19 protein-coding genes are annotated in these 22,743 nt (G+C 67.3%); 6 read left to right on the top strand and 13 right to left on the bottom strand.

Annotated elements, in window-relative coordinates:
• Positions 1–10: 10 nt before the first annotated feature.
• Complete coding sequence (locus GGC47_RS21125; protein WP_038362772.1) at positions 11–1,831, bottom strand: ABC transporter ATP-binding protein; 1,821 nt, start codon at positions 1,829–1,831, stop codon at positions 11–13.
• Positions 1,832–1,957: 126 nt separating this feature from the next.
• On the opposite strand from GGC47_RS21125, the gene GGC47_RS21120 reads away from it, so the two are divergent.
• On the top strand, positions 1,958–3,094 hold the full coding sequence (locus GGC47_RS21120; protein ID WP_113254344.1) for a DSD1 family PLP-dependent enzyme: 1,137 nt from the start codon (positions 1,958–1,960) through the stop codon (positions 3,092–3,094).
• Between the two features lie 293 nt (positions 3,095–3,387).
• Here GGC47_RS21120 and obgE read toward each other — a convergent pair whose 3' ends face one another.
• Positions 3,388–4,431: a GTPase ObgE gene (gene obgE, locus GGC47_RS21115; protein WP_142022774.1), complete on the bottom strand. Its 1,044-nt coding sequence runs from the start codon at positions 4,429–4,431 to the stop codon at positions 3,388–3,390.
• A gap of 44 nt (positions 4,432–4,475) precedes the next feature.
• Positions 4,476–5,342 (bottom strand): LysR family transcriptional regulator, encoded by an 867-nt coding sequence (locus GGC47_RS21110; RefSeq protein WP_051988146.1) that lies wholly within the window; start codon positions 5,340–5,342, stop codon positions 4,476–4,478.
• Between the two features lie 175 nt (positions 5,343–5,517).
• Here GGC47_RS21110 and GGC47_RS21105 point away from each other — a divergent pair, with 175 nt between their 5' ends.
• A complete protein-coding gene (locus GGC47_RS21105) occupies positions 5,518–6,423 on the top strand; it encodes a DMT family transporter (protein ID WP_429068666.1) in 906 nt (301 codons plus the stop codon).
• A 9-nt stretch (positions 6,424–6,432) separates the two neighbouring features.
• On the opposite strand, the gene GGC47_RS21100 is transcribed toward GGC47_RS21105, so the two are convergent.
• Positions 6,433–6,993: a dihydrofolate reductase family protein gene (locus GGC47_RS21100; RefSeq protein ID WP_429068665.1), complete on the bottom strand. Its 561-nt coding sequence runs from the start codon at positions 6,991–6,993 to the stop codon at positions 6,433–6,435.
• A gap of 100 nt (positions 6,994–7,093) precedes the next feature.
• Between GGC47_RS21100 and GGC47_RS21095 the strand changes: the two genes are divergently transcribed.
• Positions 7,094–7,597: a winged helix-turn-helix transcriptional regulator gene (locus GGC47_RS21095; protein ID WP_133560993.1), complete on the top strand. Its 504-nt coding sequence runs from the start codon at positions 7,094–7,096 to the stop codon at positions 7,595–7,597.
• Between the two features lie 131 nt (positions 7,598–7,728).
• Complete coding sequence (locus GGC47_RS21090) at positions 7,729–8,148, top strand: hypothetical protein (protein ID WP_133560994.1); 420 nt, start codon at positions 7,729–7,731, stop codon at positions 8,146–8,148.
• A 357-nt stretch (positions 8,149–8,505) separates the two neighbouring features.
• Here the strand turns inward: GGC47_RS21090 and GGC47_RS21085 are convergent, their stop codons facing one another.
• The 3 genes from GGC47_RS21085 to GGC47_RS21075 all read right to left on the bottom strand — a co-directional run bounded on the left by GGC47_RS21085 (position 8,506) and on the right by GGC47_RS21075 (position 13,657).
• Entirely contained in the window at positions 8,506–11,730 is a 3,225-nt protein-coding gene (locus GGC47_RS21085) for an efflux RND transporter permease subunit (protein WP_429068664.1), read from the bottom strand.
• An 11-nt stretch (positions 11,731–11,741) separates the two neighbouring features.
• Positions 11,742–12,950, bottom strand: coding sequence for an efflux RND transporter periplasmic adaptor subunit (locus tag GGC47_RS21080; RefSeq protein ID WP_185748007.1), 1,209 nt, complete (start codon positions 12,948–12,950; stop codon positions 11,742–11,744).
• Positions 12,951–13,018: 68 nt separating this feature from the next.
• Positions 13,019–13,657: a TetR/AcrR family transcriptional regulator gene (locus GGC47_RS21075; protein ID WP_133560999.1), complete on the bottom strand. Its 639-nt coding sequence runs from the start codon at positions 13,655–13,657 to the stop codon at positions 13,019–13,021.
• 251 nt (positions 13,658–13,908) lie between these two features.
• Here GGC47_RS21075 and GGC47_RS21070 point away from each other — a divergent pair, with 251 nt between their 5' ends.
• A complete protein-coding gene (locus GGC47_RS21070; RefSeq protein ID WP_112761653.1) occupies positions 13,909–14,712 on the top strand; it encodes a glutamine amidotransferase in 804 nt (267 codons plus the stop codon).
• Positions 14,709–15,950: an NAD(P)/FAD-dependent oxidoreductase gene (locus GGC47_RS21065; protein ID WP_370955599.1), complete on the top strand. Its 1,242-nt coding sequence runs from the start codon at positions 14,709–14,711 to the stop codon at positions 15,948–15,950. Before GGC47_RS21070 ends, GGC47_RS21065 begins: the two co-directional genes overlap by 4 nt.
• 167 nt (positions 15,951–16,117) lie before the next feature.
• Here the strand turns inward: GGC47_RS21065 and GGC47_RS21060 are convergent, their stop codons facing one another.
• From GGC47_RS21060 to GGC47_RS21035, 6 genes are all read right to left on the bottom strand, one after another.
• Positions 16,118–16,915: a succinate dehydrogenase iron-sulfur subunit gene (locus GGC47_RS21060; protein WP_038362753.1), complete on the bottom strand. Its 798-nt coding sequence runs from the start codon at positions 16,913–16,915 to the stop codon at positions 16,118–16,120.
• Between the two features lie 10 nt (positions 16,916–16,925).
• Entirely contained in the window at positions 16,926–18,758 is a 1,833-nt protein-coding gene (gene sdhA, locus GGC47_RS21055; protein ID WP_038362751.1) for a succinate dehydrogenase flavoprotein subunit, read from the bottom strand.
• A 4-nt stretch (positions 18,759–18,762) separates the two neighbouring features.
• On the bottom strand, positions 18,763–19,155 hold the full coding sequence (gene sdhD, locus GGC47_RS21050; RefSeq protein ID WP_429068663.1) for a succinate dehydrogenase, hydrophobic membrane anchor protein: 393 nt from the start codon (positions 19,153–19,155) through the stop codon (positions 18,763–18,765).
• A gap of 11 nt (positions 19,156–19,166) precedes the next feature.
• On the bottom strand, positions 19,167–19,568 hold the full coding sequence (sdhC, locus tag GGC47_RS21045) for a succinate dehydrogenase, cytochrome b556 subunit (RefSeq protein WP_038362747.1): 402 nt from the start codon (positions 19,566–19,568) through the stop codon (positions 19,167–19,169).
• A 151-nt stretch (positions 19,569–19,719) separates the two neighbouring features.
• Positions 19,720–20,766 carry a MaoC family dehydratase gene (locus tag GGC47_RS21040; RefSeq protein ID WP_038364000.1) on the bottom strand — a complete coding sequence of 349 codons (1,047 nt, stop codon included), beginning with the start codon at positions 20,764–20,766 and terminating at the stop codon, positions 19,720–19,722.
• A 192-nt stretch (positions 20,767–20,958) separates the two neighbouring features.
• Positions 20,959–22,671, bottom strand: coding sequence for a serine/threonine dehydratase (locus GGC47_RS21035; RefSeq protein WP_429068662.1), 1,713 nt, complete (start codon positions 22,669–22,671; stop codon positions 20,959–20,961).
• Positions 22,672–22,743 lie beyond the last annotated feature (72 nt).

The raw sequence follows: 22,743 nt of genomic DNA, 5'->3' as shown, positions 1-22,743 counted from the left end.
GGTTTTAGCCTTAGCCCTCGACGAACTGCATCCGGTGCAGCCGGGCATAGGCGCCGTCGCGCGCCAGCAAAGCGTCATGGCTGCCGGTCTCGACGATCCTGCCCTCGTCCATCACCACGATCAGGTCGGCCTCGCGGATGGTCGAGAGCCGATGCGCGATGACCAGGGTCGTGCGCCCCTTCATCAGCCGCGCCAGCGCCTGCTGGACGAGGCGCTCCGATTCGGTGTCGAGCGCGCTCGTCGCCTCGTCGAGCAGGAGGATCGGCGCGTCCTTCAGGATCGCGCGGGCAATCGCGATGCGCTGGCGCTCGCCACCGGAAAGCTTGTGGCCGCGCTCGCCGACGGAGGCGTCGTAGCCGCCCGGCATCGCCGTGATGAAGTCATGCGCCGCCGCAGCCTGCGCCGCCGCGACGATCTCGGCCTCGCTCGCGCCCGGCCGTCCGAAGGCGATATTGGCCCGCACCGTATCGTCGAAGAGCACGACATCCTGGCTGACGACGCCGATCTGGTGGCGCAGGCTCTTCAAGCTCACATCGCGCAGATCCTGCCCGTCGATCTCGATACGCCCCCCGGTCGGATCGTAGAGGCGCGGCACCAGCGCGAGCAGCGTCGACTTGCCGGAGCCCGAACGCCCGACCAGCGCCGTGGTCTTGCCGCCCTGCGCCACGAGGTCGATTCCTTCCAGCGCGCGCTGATCCTCGCGATAGCGAAAGCGCAGATGCCGGAAGGCGATGCCGCCGGAGGAGACCGCCAGCGGCTTCGCGCCCGGCCGGTCGAGGATCTGGGGTTTCTCGTCGAGCAGCGCGTAATAGCGCTTCAGCGAGGCGCCGGCCTCCTGCACGATGGCGTTGAGATTGCCGAGCGAGCGCATCGGCTGGGCCGCAAGCAGCAGCGCCGAGACATAACCGGTGAAATCGCCCACGGTGGACGAGCCCGAGGTGATGCGCACGCCGATCGCGGCGAGCACGCCCGCGACCGCCATGCCGCCCCCGACCTCCAGCAGCGGATCGAGCCGGCCGCGCGCATTGGCGGCCTTCATCTTGAGCGCCCGGATCGTCTCGAAGGCGCTGGCCGCCCGCTGCTTCAGATAGGGCTCGAGCGAATCGGTCTTGGCGACGCGCGCGCCCTGCAGGCTTTCGGTGACGAGGCTCGCCATGATGCCCGTCTGCTCCTGCTGGGAATTGGCCATGCGCCGGAGCTTCTTGCCGATCCGGCCGATCGGATGGGCGATCACGGGCGCGATCAGCAGCACGACCAGCGTCATCTGCCAGTCGATCCAGAACAGCGCGCCGATCAGCGCGATCGCCGTCACCACATCGCGGATGGCGATGTTGACGATGCGCGTCAGCGCTTCCTTGACGAAGGTGAAATCGGTGGTGAAGCGCTGCGTCAGCGAGGCCGGGTTCTCCTTCTGAAGCTGCGCGAGATCGGCATCGATCAGATGGCCGTAAAGCTCCGTCTGCATGTCGGCCTCGATCCGGCTGACCACGGTATTCGTCATCACCGTCTGAGCGAGCAGCGAGAAGCCCTTGATGGCGGTCACGATGACCACCACGGTCGCGACGGCGTTGATCACGCCGATATCGTAGTTGATCGACTTGGAGACCAGTCGCTCCATGCGCCGCACGAACCCGGTCGATTCGGCGGCCAGCGGATCGGCGAAGGCATCGAAGGCCGCCTTGATCAGCAGCGGATAGAAGCTCGTCGTCGCCGCGATGACCACGACCAGCGCCAGGATCATCGCCATCTGCGGCAGGTAGCGGCTGATCTGCTCGCGCCAGACGCGGGCGAAGAGCGCGAGGGTGTCGTCGGTGACGCGGCCGATCTTCATGGGCCGCGCCCTACCATGCCGGGCCGGCAAGCGCCACTGGCGTGGATGGGACGGGCAATGTGGCAATCGGGTCTTGCTCCGGACACGAAGCTGTCATCCCATGGCCCGAACGATTCAGGAGACTCCATGCCTTCGACCCCGCCGGCGCAGCCGGGCCAGAGCTTTGCCGAGATCGATACGCCTGCGCTGCTGCTCGACCTCGATGCCTTCGAGCGCAATCTCGTCGCCATGGCCGCCTTCAGCGAGGCTCACGGCATTCGTCTGCGGCCTCACGCCAAGACCCATAAGAGCCCGGAGATCGCGCTGCGCCAGATCGCCCATGGCGCCGTGGGGCAATGCTGCCAGAAGGTTTCGGAGGCGGAAATCCTCGTCGCCGGCGGCGTCGGTGACGTGCTGGTGACCAACGAGATCGCGAGCCCCGCCAAGCTGGACCGCCTCGCCATCCTCGCGCGCAGCGCCAAGATCGGCCTTTGCGTCGATCACGCCGACGGTGTGCGCGAGGCGGCTGCGGCTGCCGCGCGCCATGACGTAGTGCTCGACGTCATGGTCGAGATCGATGTCGGCGGGCGCCGCTGCGGCGTCGCGCCGGGAGAAGGCGCCGTCCGGCTGGCCGAGGCCATCGCGCGCTCGAACACGCTGCGCTTCGCCGGCTTGCAGGCCTATCACGGCGCCGCCCAGCACATGCGCTCCATCGACGAGCGCAGCGAGGCCATCGAGCGCGCCGGGCTCGCGGCGCGCAACACCGCCGAGCGTCTCGCCCAGGCCGGTTTGGAGTGCCCGGTCATCAGCGGCGCCGGCACCGGCACCTATGAGCTCGAGGCGCAGTCGGGCATCTGGAACGAATTGCAATGCGGCTCCTACATCTTCATGGACGCCGATTATGCCCGCAACCGCCAGGCCGACGGCTCGCCCTTCCGTAGCTTCGAGCACGCGCTCTTCATCCTCGCCGGCGTGATGAGCAAGCCGGTGCCGGACCGCGCCATCGTCGATGCCGGGCACAAGACCGCCTCGGTCGATTCCGGCATGCCGGTGCCGTTCCAGCGCGAGGGCGCGATCTACACCAAGCCTTCCGACGAGCATGGCGTCCTGACCGGCGATCCCGTCGCGTTGCCGCATCGCGGCGACCGCGTCCTGCTGATTCCCGGCCATTGCGACCCGACCGTGAACCTGCACGACTGGTATGTCTGCGTGCGCGGCCTGCACGGGCCCGATGCCCATGTCGAGGCGGTCTGGCCGGTTGCGGCGCGCGGCGCCCTGACCTGATCTTCCGGGACTGCTGGCTGAGCGCGGCCGCCCGGGTCACATCCTCAGCCGGTTCGAGCTGATGCGAGGCTGTGCCGCCGCCCGATGAAAGCTGGGCTGGGCCGGTCGGGCCCTTCGGCGAGGCCGCGCGCGACCATCAAGCGTTCGGGAGACGGCCTCGGAAACGCACCGTCGTCCCAGGCTTGCCCCGGGATCCATCATCAAGCGCAGCGCCTTTCGATGGATCCCGTATCGGCGTCGCTGGCGCGGCTTGTCCGGGATGACGGAGAGGTTCCGAACGGAACCTGGCAGCGTCAGGGCCGCCAGCCGGTCTCTTCCACCGGAGCGCTCTCGCGCTCTTCCTCGCGGCGCGCCTCCTCGATCACCGCGAAAAGCGCCCGCAGGGCCGCGTCGACACCTTCGCCCGAGGCCGAGGACAGGATGATCGGCATGCGCTTGGCCGCCCGCTTCAAGCGCGCCACCTGTTCCTTCAGCAGCTCCGGCGACAGCGCGTCGACCTTGGAGAGGGCGACGATCTCGGGCTTGTCCGCCAGCCCCTCGCCATAGGCCTCCAGCTCCTCGCGCACGACCTTGTAGGCCTTGCCGGCGTGCTCGCTCGTGCCCTCGACCAGATGCAGCAGCACGCGGCAGCGCTCGATATGGCCGAGGAAGCGGTCGCCGAGACCATGGCCCTCATGCGCGCCCTCGATCAGGCCGGGAATATCGGCCAGCACCATCTCCTGGTCATGGACGCGCACGACGCCGAGGCCGGGATGCAGCGTGGTGAAGGGATAATCCGCGATCTTGGGCTTGGCCGCCGTCACCGCGGCGAGGAAGGTCGATTTGCCGGCATTCGGCAGGCCGACCAGGCCCGCATCGGCGATCAGCTTCAGCCTCAACCAGATCCAGCGCTCCTCGCCCGGCAGGCCAGGATTGGCATGGCGTGGCGCCTGGTTGCTCGAGGTCTTGAAATAGGCGTTGCCGAAGCCGCCATTGCCGCCCTTGCACAGCACGAAGCGCTGGCCCGGCTCGGTCAGATCGGCGATCGGCGTCTCGCCATCCTCCTCGAGGATTTCCGTACCCGGCGGCACCTTCAGCACGATCGCCGGCGAATTGGCGCCGTGGCGGTCCTTACCCATGCCGTGCTCGCCGGTCCTGGCCTTGAAATGCTGCCGGTAGCGGTAGTCGATCAGCGTGTTCAGCCCCTGCACGCATTCGACGACGATATCGCCGCCGCGCCCGCCATCGCCGCCATTGGGCCCGCCGAACTCGATGAATTTTTCGCGACGGAAGGAGACGCAGCCGGCGCCGCCGTCACCCGCCTTCACATAGATCTTGGCCTGGTCGAGGAATTTCATGGCTTCTCAGTAGTGATCCGGGGGCGCTAGGGCAATGCGTCGCATCACGCCGCGAGCCTGAAAGCGCTCATTTCCTCGCGCAGCGCATCGGCGAAGCGCTGGGCCGCCAGCCCGGGATGCGGCGCCATGATCAGCCCGACAGTGAGCTCGAACAGCGGCGGCAGGTCCTCGGCAGGCCCCAGACGGCGCAGCGAGGGCGGCACCGCGCTTTCCGTCATCGCCGTGACGCAGAAACCGCCTTCGACCGCCGACAGCACGCCCGAGGTATGCGAGCAGGAGAAGACCAGCCGATACGCCCGCCCCGCGCTGTTCAGGGCCGCGAGGATGCGCGGTCGCGCCCGGCAGCCTTCCGAGAACAGGGCGAGCGGCAGCGTCTCCTGCAATTCGGGCCGATGGCCGCGCGCCGCGACCCAGATCAGCGGCTCGCGCCTGAGCATCTCGCCGAGCGGCCGCTGCGGATCCTGCGTCACCACGGCGAGATCGAGTTCACCGGCCTTGAGCGCCGGCTCGATCCGCTTCGAGATATCGCAGCGGACCTCGAGCTCGACCTTGGGATGCTCCACCGCGAAGCGCGCGATCAGCGGCCTCAGATAGGCGTCCATGTAGTCGTCGGGAACGCCGATGCGCAGCCGCCCTGTCGGCGTCTCCCCGCCCAGATCGGCCAGCGCCTCGCGCTCGACCGCCAGCAGGCGCCTTGCATGGGCGATCAGCCGCTCGCCCGCATCGGTCGGCGTGACGCCGCGGCGCGAGCGCTCCAGCAGCTTGTGGCCGAGCTGGCTCTCCAGATCCTGGATGCGCACCGAGATCGCCGATTGCGTGCGCCCGAGCCGCGCGCTGGCAGCGGTGAAGCCGCCGGTTTCCGCGACGGCGACCAGCATGCCGAGCGCGGCGAGGTCGAAATGGCCGTTCATCATGTGCCTCCGTGAGACGCCGATCATCCATCGATTTTAAGAATGGTTAAATCAGTATAATCCGTTTTTCCGATGCGAAAAAGCATCCTATAGCAGCGCAGAACCGGTGGACCGGCCGATGCGGGAAGGCGAAGGAAGCCTTCCGGGCCAGGCCGCCGGCACAGAAGCAGTTTCGATGTCCGCCCCCGCGATTTCCGTCCGCCCCGCCTCCCCCGCGCTCGCCATGTTCGCCGCCCTGCTCGCGGGCGCGACCTTCATCGGCTTTTCCGGCATTTTCGTCCGCCTCAGCGATGTCGGCCCGGCCGCTGCCGGCTTCTGGCGGATGATCTTCGCCATGCCCGTGCTGATGGCCTGGACCGCCTTCGAGCGGCGCCGGCCTGCGGGCGGATCCTCGCTCGGTCGCGGCGCTTTCGTGCCGATCGCGCTGGCCGGCCTGACCTTCGGCGTCGATGTCGTGCTCTACAATGCCTCGCTCGGCTTCACGACTATCGCCAACGCCTCGCTGCTCGGCAATCTCGCGCCGGTTGGCGTCGTGCTCGGCGGCTGGCTGATCCTCGGCGACAAGCCGTCGCGCCGCATCCTCGGCGCGCTGATGCTGGCGATCGCCGGCGCGCTGCTGCTCGTGCTGCCGAAATTCACCGGCAACCCCGCCGCCACCGGCAATCTCCTCGGCGATTCGCTGGCCGTCGGTGCGGCGATGTCCTACGCCGCCTATATCCTCGCCATCGGCCGTGCGCGCGGCCGCGCCGATGCCGGGCTGGTCAGCCTGATCTCCAGCCTCGTCTGCGCCGGCTTCTGCTTCGTGGCGGCGCTGGTCTTGCACGAGCAGATCATCCCGATGAGCCTGCAGGGCTGGCTCGCGGTGATCGGGCTCGGCCTCGTCTCGCATGCGCTCGGCCAGGGGCTGATCACGCTCTCGCTCGGCAGCTATGGCGCCAGCGCGGCCTCGCTCGTCATGGTCTGGCCGGCGCTGGTCGCGGTGCTCGCCGCCTGGGCGATCTTCGGCGAGCAGCCGACCCCGGTGCAGGCCTTCGGCGGCGTCGCCATTCTCGCCGCCGTGCTGATGGTGCGGCGCGGTTGAACTCCGCGCTCAGACCGCCGGCTTGACGCCATAGTGCAGGATCACGGTGCCGTTCTTGAGCGGACGGGCCGCGATCAGCGCATAATGGCGCTTTTCCGCGTTCGGCTTGAACAAGGGCGTGCCCTGCCCGATCGTGACCGGCGCGACCGCGATCATGATCTCGTCGACGAGCCCTGCCGCCAGCAGCGCCTCCGTCAGTACGGCGCTGCCGAAGACATAGACATCCTTGCCGGCTTCCGCTTTTCGGCGCGTGATCTCCCCGACGATATCGGCCGTGACCGTGGTGTTGTTCCAGTCGGAGCCGGTCAGGCTGCGTGAGGCGACGAGCTTCGGCAGGGCGTTCATGAAACCCTTGGTCTCGCCCTCCTCCTCGGCCGAAGTCCAATAGGCCTTCATGCCCTCATAGGTGACGCGGCCGAAGACGAGCAGCCCCGCCTTGCGCCCGAATTCGCTGCTGAGCGCGGAGAGCTCCTCGCCCCAGGCGTCACCATGGAAGCCGAGATCCCACTTCTCCTTGCCTTCGAAGAACCCCTCCAGCGTCACCAGATTCCAGACGATCACCTTGGCCATGGCATCCTCCCGATAGGTTCGGTCAAAACCAGTTTCAATTTGCAATCAGTTGCTGTGTAGCGAAACCGCTCCTATATTGCAACTGGTTTTGGAGACGAGCATGCGCGAGACCGGCCGTTCGGGCTGTCCGATCAATCTGACGCTGGAAATCCTGGGCGATCGCTGGAGCCTGATCGTCCTGCGCGACATCATGTTCGGCAACCGCCGGCATTTTCGCGAGATGCTGGCGAAATCGGACGAAGGCATCGCCTCGAACATCCTCGCCGACCGGCTGAAGCGGCTGGTCGAGCGCGGGCTGCTCTCGCGCCGCGACGACGCCACGCACAAGCAGAAGGCGATCTACAGCCTGACCGAGATGGGCATCGCGCTCGTCCCGGTCTTCGCCGCGATGGGCGAATGGGGCCGGCGCTTCCTGCCGGTCACCGAGGAATTGTCGATCCGTGCGGAGCTGCTCAGCGAAGGCGGCCCGGCGCTGTGGGAGCGCTTCATGCAGGAGCTCCGGCACCTGCATCTCGACGCTCCCAAGCCCGAGCAATCCGTGCTCGCCGAGCTGACGCAGGCCTATCGGGACGCGCTGGCGCGGCGGCAAGCTCTGACAGGGTGATGCCCGCTAATTCTTCAGCGCTGTTGACAACAGCGCTGAAACACACTCGACCCTCGACACCCTCCCTCCCTCCTGTTGCAGGGAGGATCGAATCGTGCTGTAGAGAAGAACAGATAGGGGGCGCCGATTCTATGGATGCTTGGAAAGCGGCTCTGGATGATCAGTTAACGGGATGGAGGCTGCGAGCGCGTACGCTGACAGCAGAAATTGCGCGGCTTCAGTCTGAGCGCGATGATCTCGAGCAGAAACTAAAGGCTGCGGAGATCCTCCTCGGTCGCCCACACATCCCGGAGATGCATGAAGAAGACCGTGCCTTAACTGTTCGCGAGGCCATCGCGTCGCTCATGCAGGACGGCAAGTCGCGAAATCCAAACGAGATTCGTGCGGCGCTGATCGCAGCGGGGTATGATGCGAGCAAAGTCGGAACCACTAGCGGAGCGTTTTACAACGCTCTAACGCGCCTCATAGAGAAAAGCGTTTTGGTAAAGTCTGAGCGCGGTGTCTACCGCCTCACATCCTCTCCAGAGGAGGACAAAGGAATAGTTGGGTAAGAAAAGGGCCCAGCCAAATTCGGCTGAGCCCTTTCAAGATCGCCGCTGACGGGTGTCCTGCCAGACCTTTGCCCGTCGGCTCATGAAAGCCTACCGCAACAGCGGCCGCAGCCGTGTTAGGAGTACCCCATGTGGCAAGCCGTCAGGAGAGAGTGATGAGGGCTGAAGCTCTGATCACATCAACTTTGGCTCGATCGGCCGAGGCGGCGTGAGCTGCCTCGGCGATTTCGTTTACTTAGCAGAATCGGCTGAATCCGTCTACCGACCATCGCAGTTCGCGCCTGTGACAGTCCCGGATCCCAGGTCACTTAGCGAATAATCTACGCACTTATTCAAGCCAGCCGCAGCCCTGACGCCTCACTCCGCCGCCATGCGTGGCGGGGCCGGCTTCGACATCGCTTCCGCCGTCGCCTCGCCCGGCGTCGCATGCTCGTCGTGGATCGGCTCCCAGGCGCTTTCGTCCTCCGCCTTGCTGAAGAAGCGGCCGAACAGGCGCCCGGTCAGATGCGAGAGATCGTCCATCACCGCGTAGAAGGACGGCACGAAGATCAGCGAGAGCACCGTCGAGACGATCAGGCCGCCGATCACCGCGATCGCCATCGGCGCGCGGAACTCGCCGCCATCGCCGACGCCATAGGCCGAGGGCAGCATGCCCGCCGCCATGGCGATGGTGGTCATCAGGATCGGGCGGGCCCGCTTGCGGCCGGCTTCGAGCAGCGCCGTCATCCGGTCCTTGCCCCGGCCAACCTCCTCCACCGCGAAATCGACCAGCATGATCGCGTTCTTGGTGACGATGCCCATCAGCATGAGCAGGCCGATATAGACCGGCATCGAGACGGCATTGCCCGTCGCCAGCAGCGCGATCACCACGCCACCGAAGGAGAGCGGCAGCGAGAGCAGGATCGTGATCGGCTGGAAGACCGAGCCGAAGAGCAGAATCAGCACCGCCAGAACCAGCATCAGGCCGGTCGTCATCGCGGTGATGAAGCCCTGCACGACCTCACCCTGGATCTCGGCATCGCCGGTCGCGGCGATCCAGACGCCGGGCGGCAGGCCGACCTCCTCGACGATGTCGTGGAACCGGTCCTGCGCGGTGCCGAGCTCGAAGCCGCGCTTGAGGTCGGCGCCGATCTGTGCCCGGCGCACGCGGTCATAGCGGTCGATCGAGCTCGGCCCCTCGCCGAAGCCGACATCGGCGACGGCCGTGAGCGGGATCGAGACGCCGTTGGTATTGGTCACGCGCAAGGCCGCGATGTTGCGGATGTCGGTGCGTGCGGCTTCGTCGAGCTGGACGCGGATCGGGATCTGCCGGTCGCCGGCGTTGAACTTGGCGAGATTGGCGCCGACATCGCCGATGGTCGCGACGCGCACGGCCTCCGAGATCGCTTCCGCCGTGACACCGAGATTGGCGGCCTCCTCCAGCTTCGGCGTGACGCGCAGCTCCGGCCGGCTCAGCGAGCCCGCGGTCGCGACGTTGAGATAGCCCGGCACCTGGCGCATCCGCGCCTCGATCTTGGCCACCGCCGCGTCGAGCGCGTCGCCATCCTTCGACAGGATCGAGAAGGCCATCTCGCGCTCGCCGCGCTCGTTGACATACCAGGCGCGCACATCCGGCACGCTGGCGAGCTTCTCGGCGATGGTGACCTTGAGCTCCTTCTGCTTGATGTCGCGCTCGGCCTTCGGCTTGAGCAGGACGAAGACGGCGGCACGGCGCACCTCGCGCTGGCCGGTCGGCGACGCCCCGCCGAGCACGAAGACGTCACGCACCTCGGGAATGGTCTTCAGCGCATCGACGAGCTTGTCGGTGGTGACGCGGGTGTCCTCCAGCGTCGCGCCGGGCGGCAATTCGACGCTAGCCACGACGCGCGAGGTGTCCTCGTCCGGGATGAAGCCGGTCGGCAGGAGCTGCGTCGCCTGGATCGAGCCGAACAGGAAGAGGAAGCCGACCAGCAGCGTCGCATAGGCGGTGTTGAACGGCAGGGTCCGCCACCTGCCCGAGCCGTCGAGGCGCGGGAAGAACGGGATGCGCCGCTTCTTCAGCGTGGTTTTCAGCAGCCCGACATAGCCGCCCATGATCCAGCCATCCTTCGGATCGGCATGTTTCACCGGCCGCATCAGATAGGCGGCCATCATCGGCGTGATCAGGCGCGCGACCAGAAGCGAGAACAGCACCGCGACGGCGACGGTGAGGCCGAACTGGCGGAAATACTGCCCGGCGACGCCCCCCATGAAGGAGACCGGCGCGAAGATCGCGACGATGGTCAGCGTGATCGCGATGACGGCGAGCCCGATCTCGTCGGCCGCCTCCATCGCGGCGCGATAGGGCGATTTGCCCATCTTCATGTGCCGGACGATGTTCTCGATCTCGACGATGGCGTCGTCGACGAGGATGCCGGTGACCAGCGTGATGCCGAGCAGGCTGACGAGGTTGAGCGAGAAGCCCATCATCTCCATCGCCCAGAAGGTCGGGATGGCCGAAAGCGGCAGGGCGATGGCCGTGATCAGCGTCGCCCGCCAGTTGCGCAGGAACAGGAAGACGACGATGACGGCGAGCGCCGCGCCCTCCAGCAGCGTCTCCATCGCCGCCTTGTAGTTGCCGTGGGTATAGGCGACGGCATCGTCGATCGGCGAGATCTGGATGTTCGGATAGCGCTTGTTGAGGGCCTCGATGCGCTGCTGCACGACGTCCTTCACCGACAATTCGCTCGAGCCTTTCGAGCGGAACACCGCGAAGGTGACGACGGGGTTCTTGTTGAGCCGGCCGAAGGCGCGCGGCTCCGAATTCGAATCCTCGACGCGGCCGAGATCCTTCAGCCGGACCTCGCGGCCCCCGGTCAGCATGATCTTGGTCTCGGCCAGATCGGAGACGGTCCTAGCGCCGGCGAGTGTACGGATCGCCTGCTCCTGACCGCCGACCTCGCCGCGCCCGCCGGCCAGGTCGACATTGGTCGCCCGCACCTGACGGTTGACCTCGCCGGCGGTGATGCCGAGCGCCAGCAAACGGTCGGGATCGAGCGAGATCCGGATCTCGCGATCGACGCCGCCATAGCGCTCGACCCGGCCGACGCCTTTCAGCCCTTGCAGTTCGCGCGCGACGACATCGTCGACATGCCAGGAGAGCTGCTCCAGCGTCATGCCGGCGGAGGCCGCGCCATAGGTCAGGATAGACTGGCCCTCGACATCGATGCGCTGGATGATCGGCTCGTCGATGGTGCGCGGCAGGTCGGCCCGGATCTTGGCGATGGCGTCCTTGACGTCGTTGACGGCGCGGTCGGTGTTGGTCTCGAGCCGGAACTCGATCAGCGTCAGCGACTGGCCGTCGGTCAGCGTCGAGGTGACGTGCTTGACCCCGGTGATGTTGGCGACGGAATCCTCGACGCGCTTGCTGACCTGGCTTTCGAGCTCGGCCGGCGCGGCGCCCGACTGCGTCACGGTCACCGAGACGAGCGGCACGTCGATGTTCGGGAAGCGCGTCACCGGCAGCTTCGAGAAGGAGAGCAGCCCGAGCACGCAGAGCACGACGAAGAGCAGGATCGCCGGGACGGGCTTCCGGATCGACCAGGCGGAGAAATTGACGTTCATCGCCCGCCCCGTCAGTTGGTCGCGACGGGCGTGATGAGATCGCCGTCCCGCACGAAGGTGCCGGCGCGCGCCACCACGGTCTCGCCCGCGGCGAGCCCGGTCGCGATCTCGGCGCGCCCGTCCCCGGAGAGGCCGAGCGTCACCTTCCTGGTCACGATCTTGCCCTCCTTCACCGTCTGCACCGTCGGGCCGCTGCGCGTATAGGTGATCGCCGAAAGCGGCAGCGTGACCGCCTGCTTGCGGCCGGTCTCGATGACCCCACGCGCAAAGGAGCCGATCGCGACCGGCGGGTTGCCGTCGAGCGCGACGCGCACACGGCCGAGCCGCGAGGTCTTGTCGACCTCCGGAGAGATCAGGCGGATCGTGCCCTTGAGCGCTTCCTTGGCGCCGGCCGGCGTGACCGCGACCGGCTGGCCCAGCGTCAGCGCCGGGATATCGACCTCGGCGACCTGCGCCTCCAGCTCGACGGCGCCGTTCGCGATGATCCGGAACAGCGGTTCCGAACTCGGCAGCATGCTCGCCGTCGCGCCGAGCTTGGCGGTGCGGCGGCTGATCATGCCGGCCTGCGGCGCCTTGATCTCGGTCCGCGCCAGACGGACGGCGATGTCGTTGCCCTGCGCCCGCGCCAAAGCGCGATCGGCGGTGGCGATGGCGAGCGCCTCGCGAGCGGAACTGGCCCGAGCCTGAGCCGAGCGCGCCGCGGCGGAGCGCTGGTCGAAGGTCTCGGCGCTGGCATTGCCGCTGTCGCGCAGCGCCTTGGTGCGATCGAAGGCGTTGTTGGCCTGCACCAGATTGGCGTCGGCCTCGGCGATCTGGGCGTTGGCCTGGGCGATCGCAGCTTCGGCGCGGGCGATCTGCGCGTCGTTCTGCGTCTTCTGCACATCGAGCATCGTGCGGTCCAGCCGCGCCAGCACCTGCCCCTTGACGACCTTGTCGCCTTCCTCGGCGAGAATGGCGATGATCGACAGCCCGTCGACCTCAGGCGAGACCAGAACCTCGTCGCGCGCGATCATCGACCCCGAGACGAGGACGCTCTGGACGATCTCGGTGGTCTTGGCATGGGTGACGGTGACGGATGGACCGGTTGCCGGCGCCTGAGGATGGGCCGCCGACGCCTGGGAGCTGGCCGCGGGCGCCTGTGCGCGTGCCGGCACGGCGGCAGTCGCCGCAAGCAGCATCGCCGGAAGCATCAGGCGCAGTGCGGGGGAGAGAAGGCTCATCGGGAACGACCCTGTTGCGGCGGCGCGGCGGAGGCGCGGCAAGTGCGGATGGGAGAGCGCGCGTCGCATCACGGCTGCGTCTCGATTTCGGGGAGGAGCATGGTGCGGGCGAGCGTGCGCATGCTTCTGAACAGAACGTCGGCGCCGGCCTCGGCATCGAAATGGGGCTCGATACCGCGGCGACAGAAAAAGCCGTCTGCCATCATCGAGATCGCCAGCAGGAAGCTCTGCTCGTCGAGGGTCGCCGGCAATTCGCCGTTGCGCTTCGCCTCGGAGATCGCGGCGATGAGCCCCTCCATCAGGGATCCCTCGATGTCAGCGCACATGCTGGCCATCTGCTCGTTACGCGCGGCCTCGGCCCAGATCTGAAGCGCGATCACCGCCTTTTCGCGCGGCTGGCGGACGAGATGCTTGCGCCCGATCTCCTCGAGCTGGTCGAGCAGCGACCCCTTGCTCGGGCAAAGCCCGGCGAAATCCGCGGCGATCGTGCTGCGGTCGCGCTCGGCCATGCCGGCGATGATCGCGTCCTTGGAATTGAAGTAGCGGTAGAGATTGCCCGGGCTCATGCCGGCTTCCGCCGCCACGTCCTGCATCGTGGCCACATGGAATCCGCTGCGCGCGAAGACCCCTTCGGCGGCGTCGAGGATGCGGATATGGCGCTCCGAAAGCGGGCTTTCGGGCAAGGCTGTGGCGAGATGCTGCGACATGGACCGCGCGATAATGAGAATGAACGTTCATTCCCATCGCAGCCAATTGTGGCCGCGTCAAGGAGAGCCTCCCCGCCACAGGCGAGCCGGCTTTCCCTGCAAAGCGTGGCGTGCGTCCGGAATCGGCACGCAACATGCGGCTCAAAATTTGCTTGCTTCGTTCCGTCTGGAACTTCATCCTGCGGTGATCCGTCATGGTTTCACGCGTCCCTCTCAATCCCGGCCGCGCGCCAGCGAGCCTGAAGTCGGTGATGAACGACCACGCCTTTCCTCCTCGTCTGGCCGGACGCACCCGCCCGCCTGCCGCGACCCGGCGCCCGCCCTCGGCTCCCAGGCCGGTGCTGATCGTGCTGCATCAGGAGCATTCCACGCCCGGCCGCGTCGGCCGGCTGCTGCAGGCGCGTGGCCATGCGCTCGACATCCGCAAGCCGCGCTTCGGCGATTCGCTGCCCGCGACCATGCGCGACCATGCCGGGGCAGTGATCTTCGGCGGCCCGATGGGGGCCAATGATCCCGAGGATTTCGTCAAGGCGGAGATCGACTGGATCGGCACCTGCCTGAAGGAGGACGCACCTTTCCTCGGCATCTGCCTCGGCGCGCAGATGCTGGCCAAGCAGATGGGTGCTGAGGTCTACACCCATGGTGAAGGTCGCGCCGAGGTCGGCTATTACCCGCTCTCCATCACCGAGGCTGGAAAGGCCCATGCCGAGACGGCCGGCTTCGTCTGGCCCGGCACCGTCTATCAATGGCACCGCGACGGCTTCGACTGCCCGCGCGGCGCCGAATGCCTCGCCACCGGCGGCGATTTCCCGACCCAGGCGATCCGCGCCGCCTCGCGCGTCTACGGCATCCAGTTCCACCCCGAGGTCACGCCCGCGATGATGTATCGCTGGTCGGTGCGCGGCTATGAGCGCACCCTGATGCCGGGCGCGCAGCTCGGCCACACCCATGTGCCTGGCTGGTTCCAGCACGACCCGGCGATCCGCCTCTGGCTCGACGCCTTCCTCGACCATTGGCTGAAGGAGCCGGCGGAAGCCGGAACGGCAACCGCGTGACTCGTACAGCTCTCGTCCTCGGCGCCGGCATGGTCGGCGTCTCCTGCGCGCTCGCCTTGCAGAAGCGCGGCTTCACCGTGACACTCATCGATCGCAAGGAGCCGGGACGCGAAACCTCCTATGGCAACGCCGGGGTGCTCGCCCGCTCCTCGATCGCACCACTCAACAACCCCTCGCTCTACGGCAAGCTGGCCAGCTATCTCGGTAACGGCCACCCGGCGCTCAATCTGAGCTGGCGCCGCGCCCTGACGCGGCCGGGCTGGCTGCTGCGCTTCCTCTGGGAAGGCCGCCCCTCCCAGGCGGCCGCCCGCATCGCCGCGCTCGATTCCATCACCGCCAGCACGGTCGAGCGCCACCGCGCCCTGATGACCGAGGCCGGCGTGGCGCATCGCCTGCGCGAGAACGGCACGCTCAAGCTCTGGCGCAGCGAAGCCGGCCATGCCGCCGCGCAGGCCGAGCATCATTTCCTCAAGCGCCACGGCATCGCCTCGCGGCTCCTCGACCGGCAGGGCATCTCCGCCGTCGAGCCGCATCTGAACCCGATCTTTCGAGCCGGCCTGCTCATCCCCTCCAACGCCTCGGTCGATTCCCCCGGCGCCGTCACCGCCGCCTATGCCGCGCTCTTCGCCGGCCGCGGCGGGCAGATCGTGCAGGCCGAGGTGAAGGCGCTCACCCGTCAAGACGCCGGCTGGCGCGCCGCAACCGACAAGGGCACCTTCGAGGCCGGGATCGCCGTAGTGGCGCTCGGCCCCTGGAGCGGCGATCTGCTGAAACCGCTCGGCCTCGACCCCAGGCTCGATGTCGAGCGCGGCTATCACCGCCACCTGAAGCCCGAAGCCCGCGCGACCTTGTCGCGGCCGATCTACGATGTCGACGCCGCTTATTTCATGGCGCCGATGGAGCAGGGCTATCGCGTGACCAGCGGCGTCGACCTGTCCTTCCGCGACGCGCCCGACGCGCATCGCCAGATCGACAGCGTGACGGAGGCTGCGCGCGAGGCCTTTCCGCTCGGCGCCGTTGCCGGCGAAACCTGGCGCGGGGCGCGGCCGACCTTGCCGGATTCACTGCCGATGATTGGCGAGGCGCCTGGTAATCCCGGCCTCTGGCTCGCCTTCGGCAACCAGCATATCGGCTTCTCGACTGGCCCGATTACCGGCGAGATGATCGCGGCGATGGTCTGCGGCGAGGCGCCGCCGGCCGATCCTAAGCCGTTCCGGCCGGGACGGTATATCGGCTGAGGTCGGCTTTAGAGACCCATCGAAATGGGCGCTGGGAACCCCTCTCCCGGATGAGAGAAGGGTACCCCGCGCTTTCCACTAGCGACACGCGGACAACACCAACGAAAAACGCCAGCCCAGAGGCTGGCGTTGATCGAAGCACCGGAAGCGCAGCCGATCGCGCCGGCTCAGACCTGGCGCGCCACCATCATCTTCTTGACCTCGGCGATCGCCTTGGCCGGGTTCAGGCCCTTCGGGCAGGCATTCGCGCAGTTCATGATGGTGTGGCAGCGATAGAGCCGGAAGGGATCTTCCAGATTGTCGAGCCGTTCGCCGGTCGCCTCGTCGCGCGAGTCGATCAGCCAGCGATAGGCCTGCAGCAGCGCGGCCGGGCCGAGATAGCGGTCGCCGTTCCACCAATAGCTCGGGCACGAGGTCGAGCAGCAGGCGCACAGGATGCACTCGTAGAGCCCGTCGAGCTTCTCGCGGTCGTCCTTGGCCTGGCGCCACTCCTTCTCGGGAGCCGGCGTCGTCGTCTTCAGCCAGGGCTCGATCGAGGCGTGCTGAGCGTAGAAGCGCGTCAGGTCGGGCACGAGGTCCTTGACCACCGGCATATGCGGCAGCGGGTAGATCGCGACCCGGCCCGCATTCTTGCCGGTGCCACCGCACTCGTCGATGCCGGTGGTGCAGGCGAGCCCGTTCTTGCCGTCCATGTTCATGGCGCAGGAACCGCAGATGCCCTCGCGGCAGGAGCGGCGGAAGGTCAGGGTCGGGTCGACCTTGTTCTTGATCCAGATCAGCGCGTCCAGAACCATCGGCCCGCAATCGTCGCGGTCGACATAATAGGTGTCGGTGCGCGGATTGGCGGTGTCGTCCGGGTTCCAGCGATAGATCTTGAACTCGGTGACGTTCTTGGCGCCGGCCGGCTTCGGCCAGGCCTTGCCTTCAGTCAGGCGGGAGTTCTTCGGAAGATTGAATTCAGCCATCAGATCGTCCTCAGTACACCCGTGCCTTGGGCTTGATGTACTCGATGTCGTTGGACATCGTGTAGGTGTGCACCGGGCGGTCGTCGAGCGTGACGGTCCGCTTCTCGTCGTCGATCCAGGACAGGGTGTGCTTCATCCAGTCCTTGTCGTCGCGGTTCGGATAGTCCTCGCGGGCATGGGCGCCGCGGCTTTCCGGCCGGTTCAGCGCCGAGTCCATGGTCACGACCGCCTGGGTGATCAGGTTGTCGAATTCCAGCGTCTCGATCAGGTCCGAGTTCCAGATCAGCGAGCGGTCCTTCGTGCCAACATCGGCGATGCCGCCCCAGACCTCGTGGATGAGCTTGTGGCCCTCTTCCAGCGTCTCGCCGGTGCGGTAGACGGCGCAGTTGTCCTGCATCGTCCGCTGCATCTTGTCGCGCAGCACCGCGGTCGGCGTGCCGCCGGCAGCATTGCGGTACTTGTCGAGGCGGGTGAGCGCGAGGTCGGAGGAGCCCTTCGGCAATTCCGGCTGCTTCTCGCCGGCCGTGACCGTCTCGGCGCAGCGCAGACCGGCCGCGCGGCCGAAGACAACGAGGTCGATCAGCGAGTTCGAGCCGAGGCGGTTGGCGCCATGCACCGAGACGCAGGCCGCCTCGCCGAGCGCCATCAGGCCGGGAACGACGGTATCCGGATCGCCCCCGACCTTGGTCAGCACCTCGCCGTGGAAGTTCGTCGGGATGCCGCCCATGTTGTAGTGCACCGTCGGCAGAACCGGGATCGGCTCGCGCGTCACGTCGACGCCGGCGAAGATCTTGGCGCTCTCGGAGATGCCGGGCAGGCGCTCATGCAGGATCTTCGGGTCGAGATGGTCGAGATGCAGGTAGATGTGGTCCTTGGTCTTGCCCACGCCGCGCCCGGCCCGGATCTCCATCGTCATCGAGCGTGAGACGACGTCGCGCGAGGCGAGGTCCTTGGCCGAGGGGGCATAGCGCTCCATGAAGCGCTCGCCCTCCGAGTTGGTGAGATAACCGCCTTCGCCACGCGCGCCCTCGGTGATCAGGCAGCCCGAGCCGTAGATGCCGGTCGGGTGGAACTGCACGAACTCCATGTCCTGCAGCGGCAGGCCGGCGCGCAGCACCATGCCGCCACCGTCGCCGGTGCAGGTATGGGCCGAGGTCGCGGAGAAATAGGCGCGGCCATAGCCGCCGGTCGCCAGGATGGTCTGCTGGGCGCGGAAGCGGTGCAGCGTGCCGTCATCGAGCTTGAGCGCGATCACGCCACGGCAATGGCCGTCCTCGTCCATGATCAGGTCGATGGCGAAATATTCGATGAAGAACTCGGTGTTGTAGCGCAGCGCCTGGCCATAGAGCGTGTGCAGCATGGCGTGGCCGGTGCGGTCGGCCGCGGCGCAGGTGCGCTGGGCCGGCGGGCCCTCGCCGAATTCGGTGGTCATGCCGCCGAAGGGGCGCTGGTAGATGCGGCCATCCTCGGTGCGCGAGAAGGGCACGCCCCAATGTTCGAGCTCGTAGACGGCGGCCGGCGCGTTGCGCACGAGATATTCAATCGCGTCCTGGTCGCCGAGCCAGTCCGACCCCTTCACGGTGTCGTACATATGCCACTGCCAGGTGTCCTTGCCCATATTGCCGAGCGAGGCGGCGACGCCGCCCTGGGCCGCGACGGTGTGCGAGCGGGTCGGGAAGACCTTGGTGATGCAGGCGGTGCGCAGGCCGGCCTGCGAGCAGCCGACCGTGGCGCGAAGGCCGGCGCCGCCGGCGCCGACGACGACGACGTCGAAGGTGTGGTCCGTGATCGGATAGGCGGTGCCGGTATAGGCCGGGACCGGGCGGGATTTTGTGATCGCCATCGGATCAGCCTCCAAAAGACAGCTTCAGCACCGCGTAGACGCTTGCCGCGCCGATCGCGATGGCGAAGAAGGTGTTGGCCATGACGGCGAGGATCTTGGTCCCCTCGTTATGGACGTAATCCTCGATGATGACCTGCATGCCGAGCCGCATATGGATGCAGGCCGAGAGGGTGAAGAGCAGCATCAGGATCGCGACGAGAGGGTTCGACAGCAGCGCGATCGCCGCCGGATAGGGCCGGCCGACCAGCGCGATGACGATGCCGATGAAGATGATCGTCAGGATCAGGTTCGAGACGGCGGTGACACGCTGCAGCCAGAAATGGCCGGTGCCGGACTTGGCGGAGCCGAGGCCGCGAACACGGCCGAGCGGGGTGCGCATCGAGGAATTGGACAGCATGAGCGGGCTCCTCAGCGCAGGACCAGGGCGACGATCCAGACCAGGACCGTCAAGCTCACCGAGGCGACGAGCGAGAACTTCGCCATGTTCATCCGGGTTTCGGGCTCATAGCCCTTGCCCATGTCCCAGACGAAATGCCTCAAGCCCCCGACCATGTGGTGGATCAGCGAGAAGCTGTAGAGGAAGAGGACGAGCCGGCCGAGGAAGGAGCCGGCTATCGCCTGGGCCGTATCGAAGGCGGCGGGCCCCGACGCAGCGGCGACCAGCCAGGCGGCGATCAGCACCGTGCCGAGATAGAGCCCCGTGCCGGTGACGCGATGGGCGACGGACATCGCCATCGTCCAGGACCAGCGATAGATCTGCAGGTGGGGCGAAAGCGGACGAGCCGCGGGCTTGACCTCGGCCAATATCATTCTCCGATCAAGCGGCCCGTCGGAAGGAACGGACCCATTTGGGATCATTCTAGAGTGACCCGCTCTGTAACGAAACCGGCACGACGCTGCAATGCGGCAGGCGCGAAGCAAAGTTACAGATTCTGAAATTCGTCATTTTCTTATCGAAAGCTTACCGCGGCAGCAGCGCCCAATAGTCGAAATCGAGGATCACGCCGGGCGCATATTGCTCGCCTTCCTTGAGCGGATGGGCCGCGCACGGCAGATTCTTGGTGGCGACGAGCCGGAGCCTGAGCGCGCCGACATCGCTGCGCCCCGGCAGCTCCGCGCATGCCAGAACCTCGCTCCAGGCATAGACGGTATCCCCCGCGAACAGCGGCGCGACATGGCGCCCACCATTGATCGCGGCGATGTGAAAGGCGTTGCCGAGCCCGTTGAACGAGAGGGCGCGGGCGAGGCTGATGACATGGCCGCCATAGATCAGCCTCTTGCCGAAGCGGCTGCCCTGCGCGGCATGGGCGTCGAAATGCACCCGCGCCGTGTTCTGGTAGAGCCGAGTGGCGAGCTGATGCTCGGCCTCCTCGACGGTCATGCCGTCGACATGGTCGATCTTCTCGCCCACCGCATAATCGCCCCAGCGGAAGCGCGAACCGGCCAGCGCATCGTCATGGCCGGCGAGATCGAGCGGCGGACAGCCCTCGCCCAACACGTCCGGCAGGACGGCCTTGGCCAGCTCCGGCACCTGCTCGGCATGGGCGGGCGTGCCCGGCTGGCGCTTGCGCACCAGCACCCAGCGCGCATAGCTCAGCACGATGTCGCCATGCTGGTTGCGGCCGATGGAGCGGACATAGACGATGCCGGCATCGCCGGCCGAGGCCTGCTTCAGCCCGATGACCTCGGAGGTCGTCGAAAGCGTGTCGCCGACGAAGACGGGCTTGAGGAAGCGCCCGTCGGCATAGCCGAGATTGGCGACGGCATTCAGCGAGATATCCGGCACCGTCTTGCCGAAGACGATGTGGAAGACGAGCAGATCGTCGACCGGCGCCGCCGGATAGCCGATGGCGCGGGCGAAGGCCTCGGAGGATTGCACGGCGAAGCGCGGGCCGTAGAGCGCCGTGTAAAGCGCGACGTCGCCCGCCGTGACCGTGCGCGGCGTCGCATGGACGATGACGTCCCCGAGGTGGAAATCCTCGAAAAAGCGGCCGGAACTGGTCTTGATCGTCGCGCCGGTCATGCGTTGCCTCCTGATGGGAGGCGAGTTTGCGTTGCAACGAAGCTCTGCGTCCAGCCCTGAAGACAGGTCGAGCGTCATGCTCGGGCTTGACCCGGGCATCTCGTGAAGGAGAAGCCCCCACGCGTCGCGAGATTCTCGGGTCGCCGCTGCGCGGCACCCGAGAATGACGCCCTTCGATCACCCCGCGATCGTCGCGAGCTTCGCCAGATCGACATTCGCGCCGCAGACGAGCACGCCGAGCCGCTCGCCCTTGGCGGGCTTGTAGGCGCCGCTGATCAGCGCGCCGAAGGCCGCCGCGCCGCCGGGCTCCACCGCGAGACGAAAATCCCGCCACAGCGCCGCCTGCGCCGCCGTGATCGCTGCGTCAGCCACCAGCGCGACATGGTCGACCGTGTCCTTGCAGACATCGTAGACGAGCTGGCCGACATTGCGCGCGCCGAGCGAATCGGCGGCGACGGAGGCGACCTTGACCTCGGCCGGCCCCTTCGCCTCCAGCGCCGCCTGCAAGGCGCGCGAGCCTTCCGGTTCGACGCCGACGACCCTGACCTTGCTGCCGGCAAACCAGCTCGCAATGCCCGAGATCAGTCCGCCACCGCCGACCGCGACGAGAACGGTGTCGAGATCGGGTTCCTGCAGATCCCATTCACGGCCGAGCGTGCCCTGGCCGGTGACGGTCTCCTTCGCCGCGAAGGGATGGATCTTCAGCGCGCCGGTTTCCGCGACGAAGCGGTCGCAGGCCGCCTGGGCATCGTCATATTGCGCGCCGCCGACCACAACCTCGGCACCGAAGCGCTTGATCGCCTCGATCTTGGCCGCGGGCGAGATCTCGGGCACGAAGATCGTCGCCTTCACCCCGCGCTTCATCGCGGCATAGGCCACCGCCGCGCCGTGATTGCCGCCCGAGGCCGCCGAGACGCCCGCAGCCGGCACCGCCAGCGAGAGCAGGTTGTTGAAGGCGCCGCGCGTCTTGAACGAGCCGGCATGCTGCAGGCATTCGAGCTTGAGCGAGAGATCCGCGGCCGAGCCGAGAGCGCCACTGCCCAGCCGCATGACAGGCGTGATCCGGGCATGGTCGGCGATGCGTGCCGCCGCTTCCTCGATCATCGGACGGGTGACGGGGCGTTCGCTCATGGCTCGATCCTGTGATGACGGCGCCCGGGACGAGAATGTCCAGATCGCGATGGGAAGCCCGTGGCTATCGCGCCCCGGCGGATCGGGAAAGGGCTTTCCGCGCCCGGCGGCAATGTGCCGGGCGACGACCAGCGCCGCCAGCGCATCGAGGAGATCGTCCGCCGCCGCGCCGCGCGGAGGCCGCGCCGAGAGCGCCTCGGGCGCGATGCCGGCGTCCCGGAGCAGTCCCCGTCGCTCGGCCATGCCGGGGGGATTGATGACCCCCTTGACCTTCTTCGGATGGGCGAGCGGCACGCCCTTCATCATTCGGAAGGCGAGCTCGGGATGGACCTCGAAGACGCGCTCGCGCCATTCCACCTCCGCGCGCAGCAAGGCATCGATCTCGCGGATCTTCGGGAAGAGGTGAAAGCCCTGCTTCGAGACCTTGCGGGGCGGATCGGACGCCGCGAGCGCCAACGCGCAAGCCTCTCGATAATCGGACGCTTCGACAGCCCGGCGCGCCGGAATCGAAAAAACCGAGGACTGCCTGTCGCCCAGCAGCGCCCGCACCGCCTGCTCCGGTCCGCGCCCGGAACCCGTCACCTGATCCGGCAGACCGATCGGCATGTCGACCGCAACGATATCGGGCCCGATCTCGCCGGCGAACAGATCGGCGAAGCGCGGCACCACACGGATGATCGGGGCCTCCGGCCCTTCGGCGGAAGCGATGGCCGCGATCCAACCCGCCTTGCAGCCATCCACACCGGCCAGCCATGCCATGCCCGTTCCCTCCGCCTTTCGCAGCGCTGGCATCGCATCCGCGTTCGTCTACTGTGCGGCGCAGCACAAGCC

It is taken from the genome of Allobosea sp. OAE752, from assembly GCF_050433265.1.
In the GTDB taxonomy this organism is placed as follows: Bacteria; Pseudomonadota; Alphaproteobacteria; order Rhizobiales; family Beijerinckiaceae; genus Allobosea; species Allobosea spartocytisi.
Note: the sequence above shows the minus strand (reverse complement) of the source record. Positions and strands in the feature narration are given on the sequence as shown.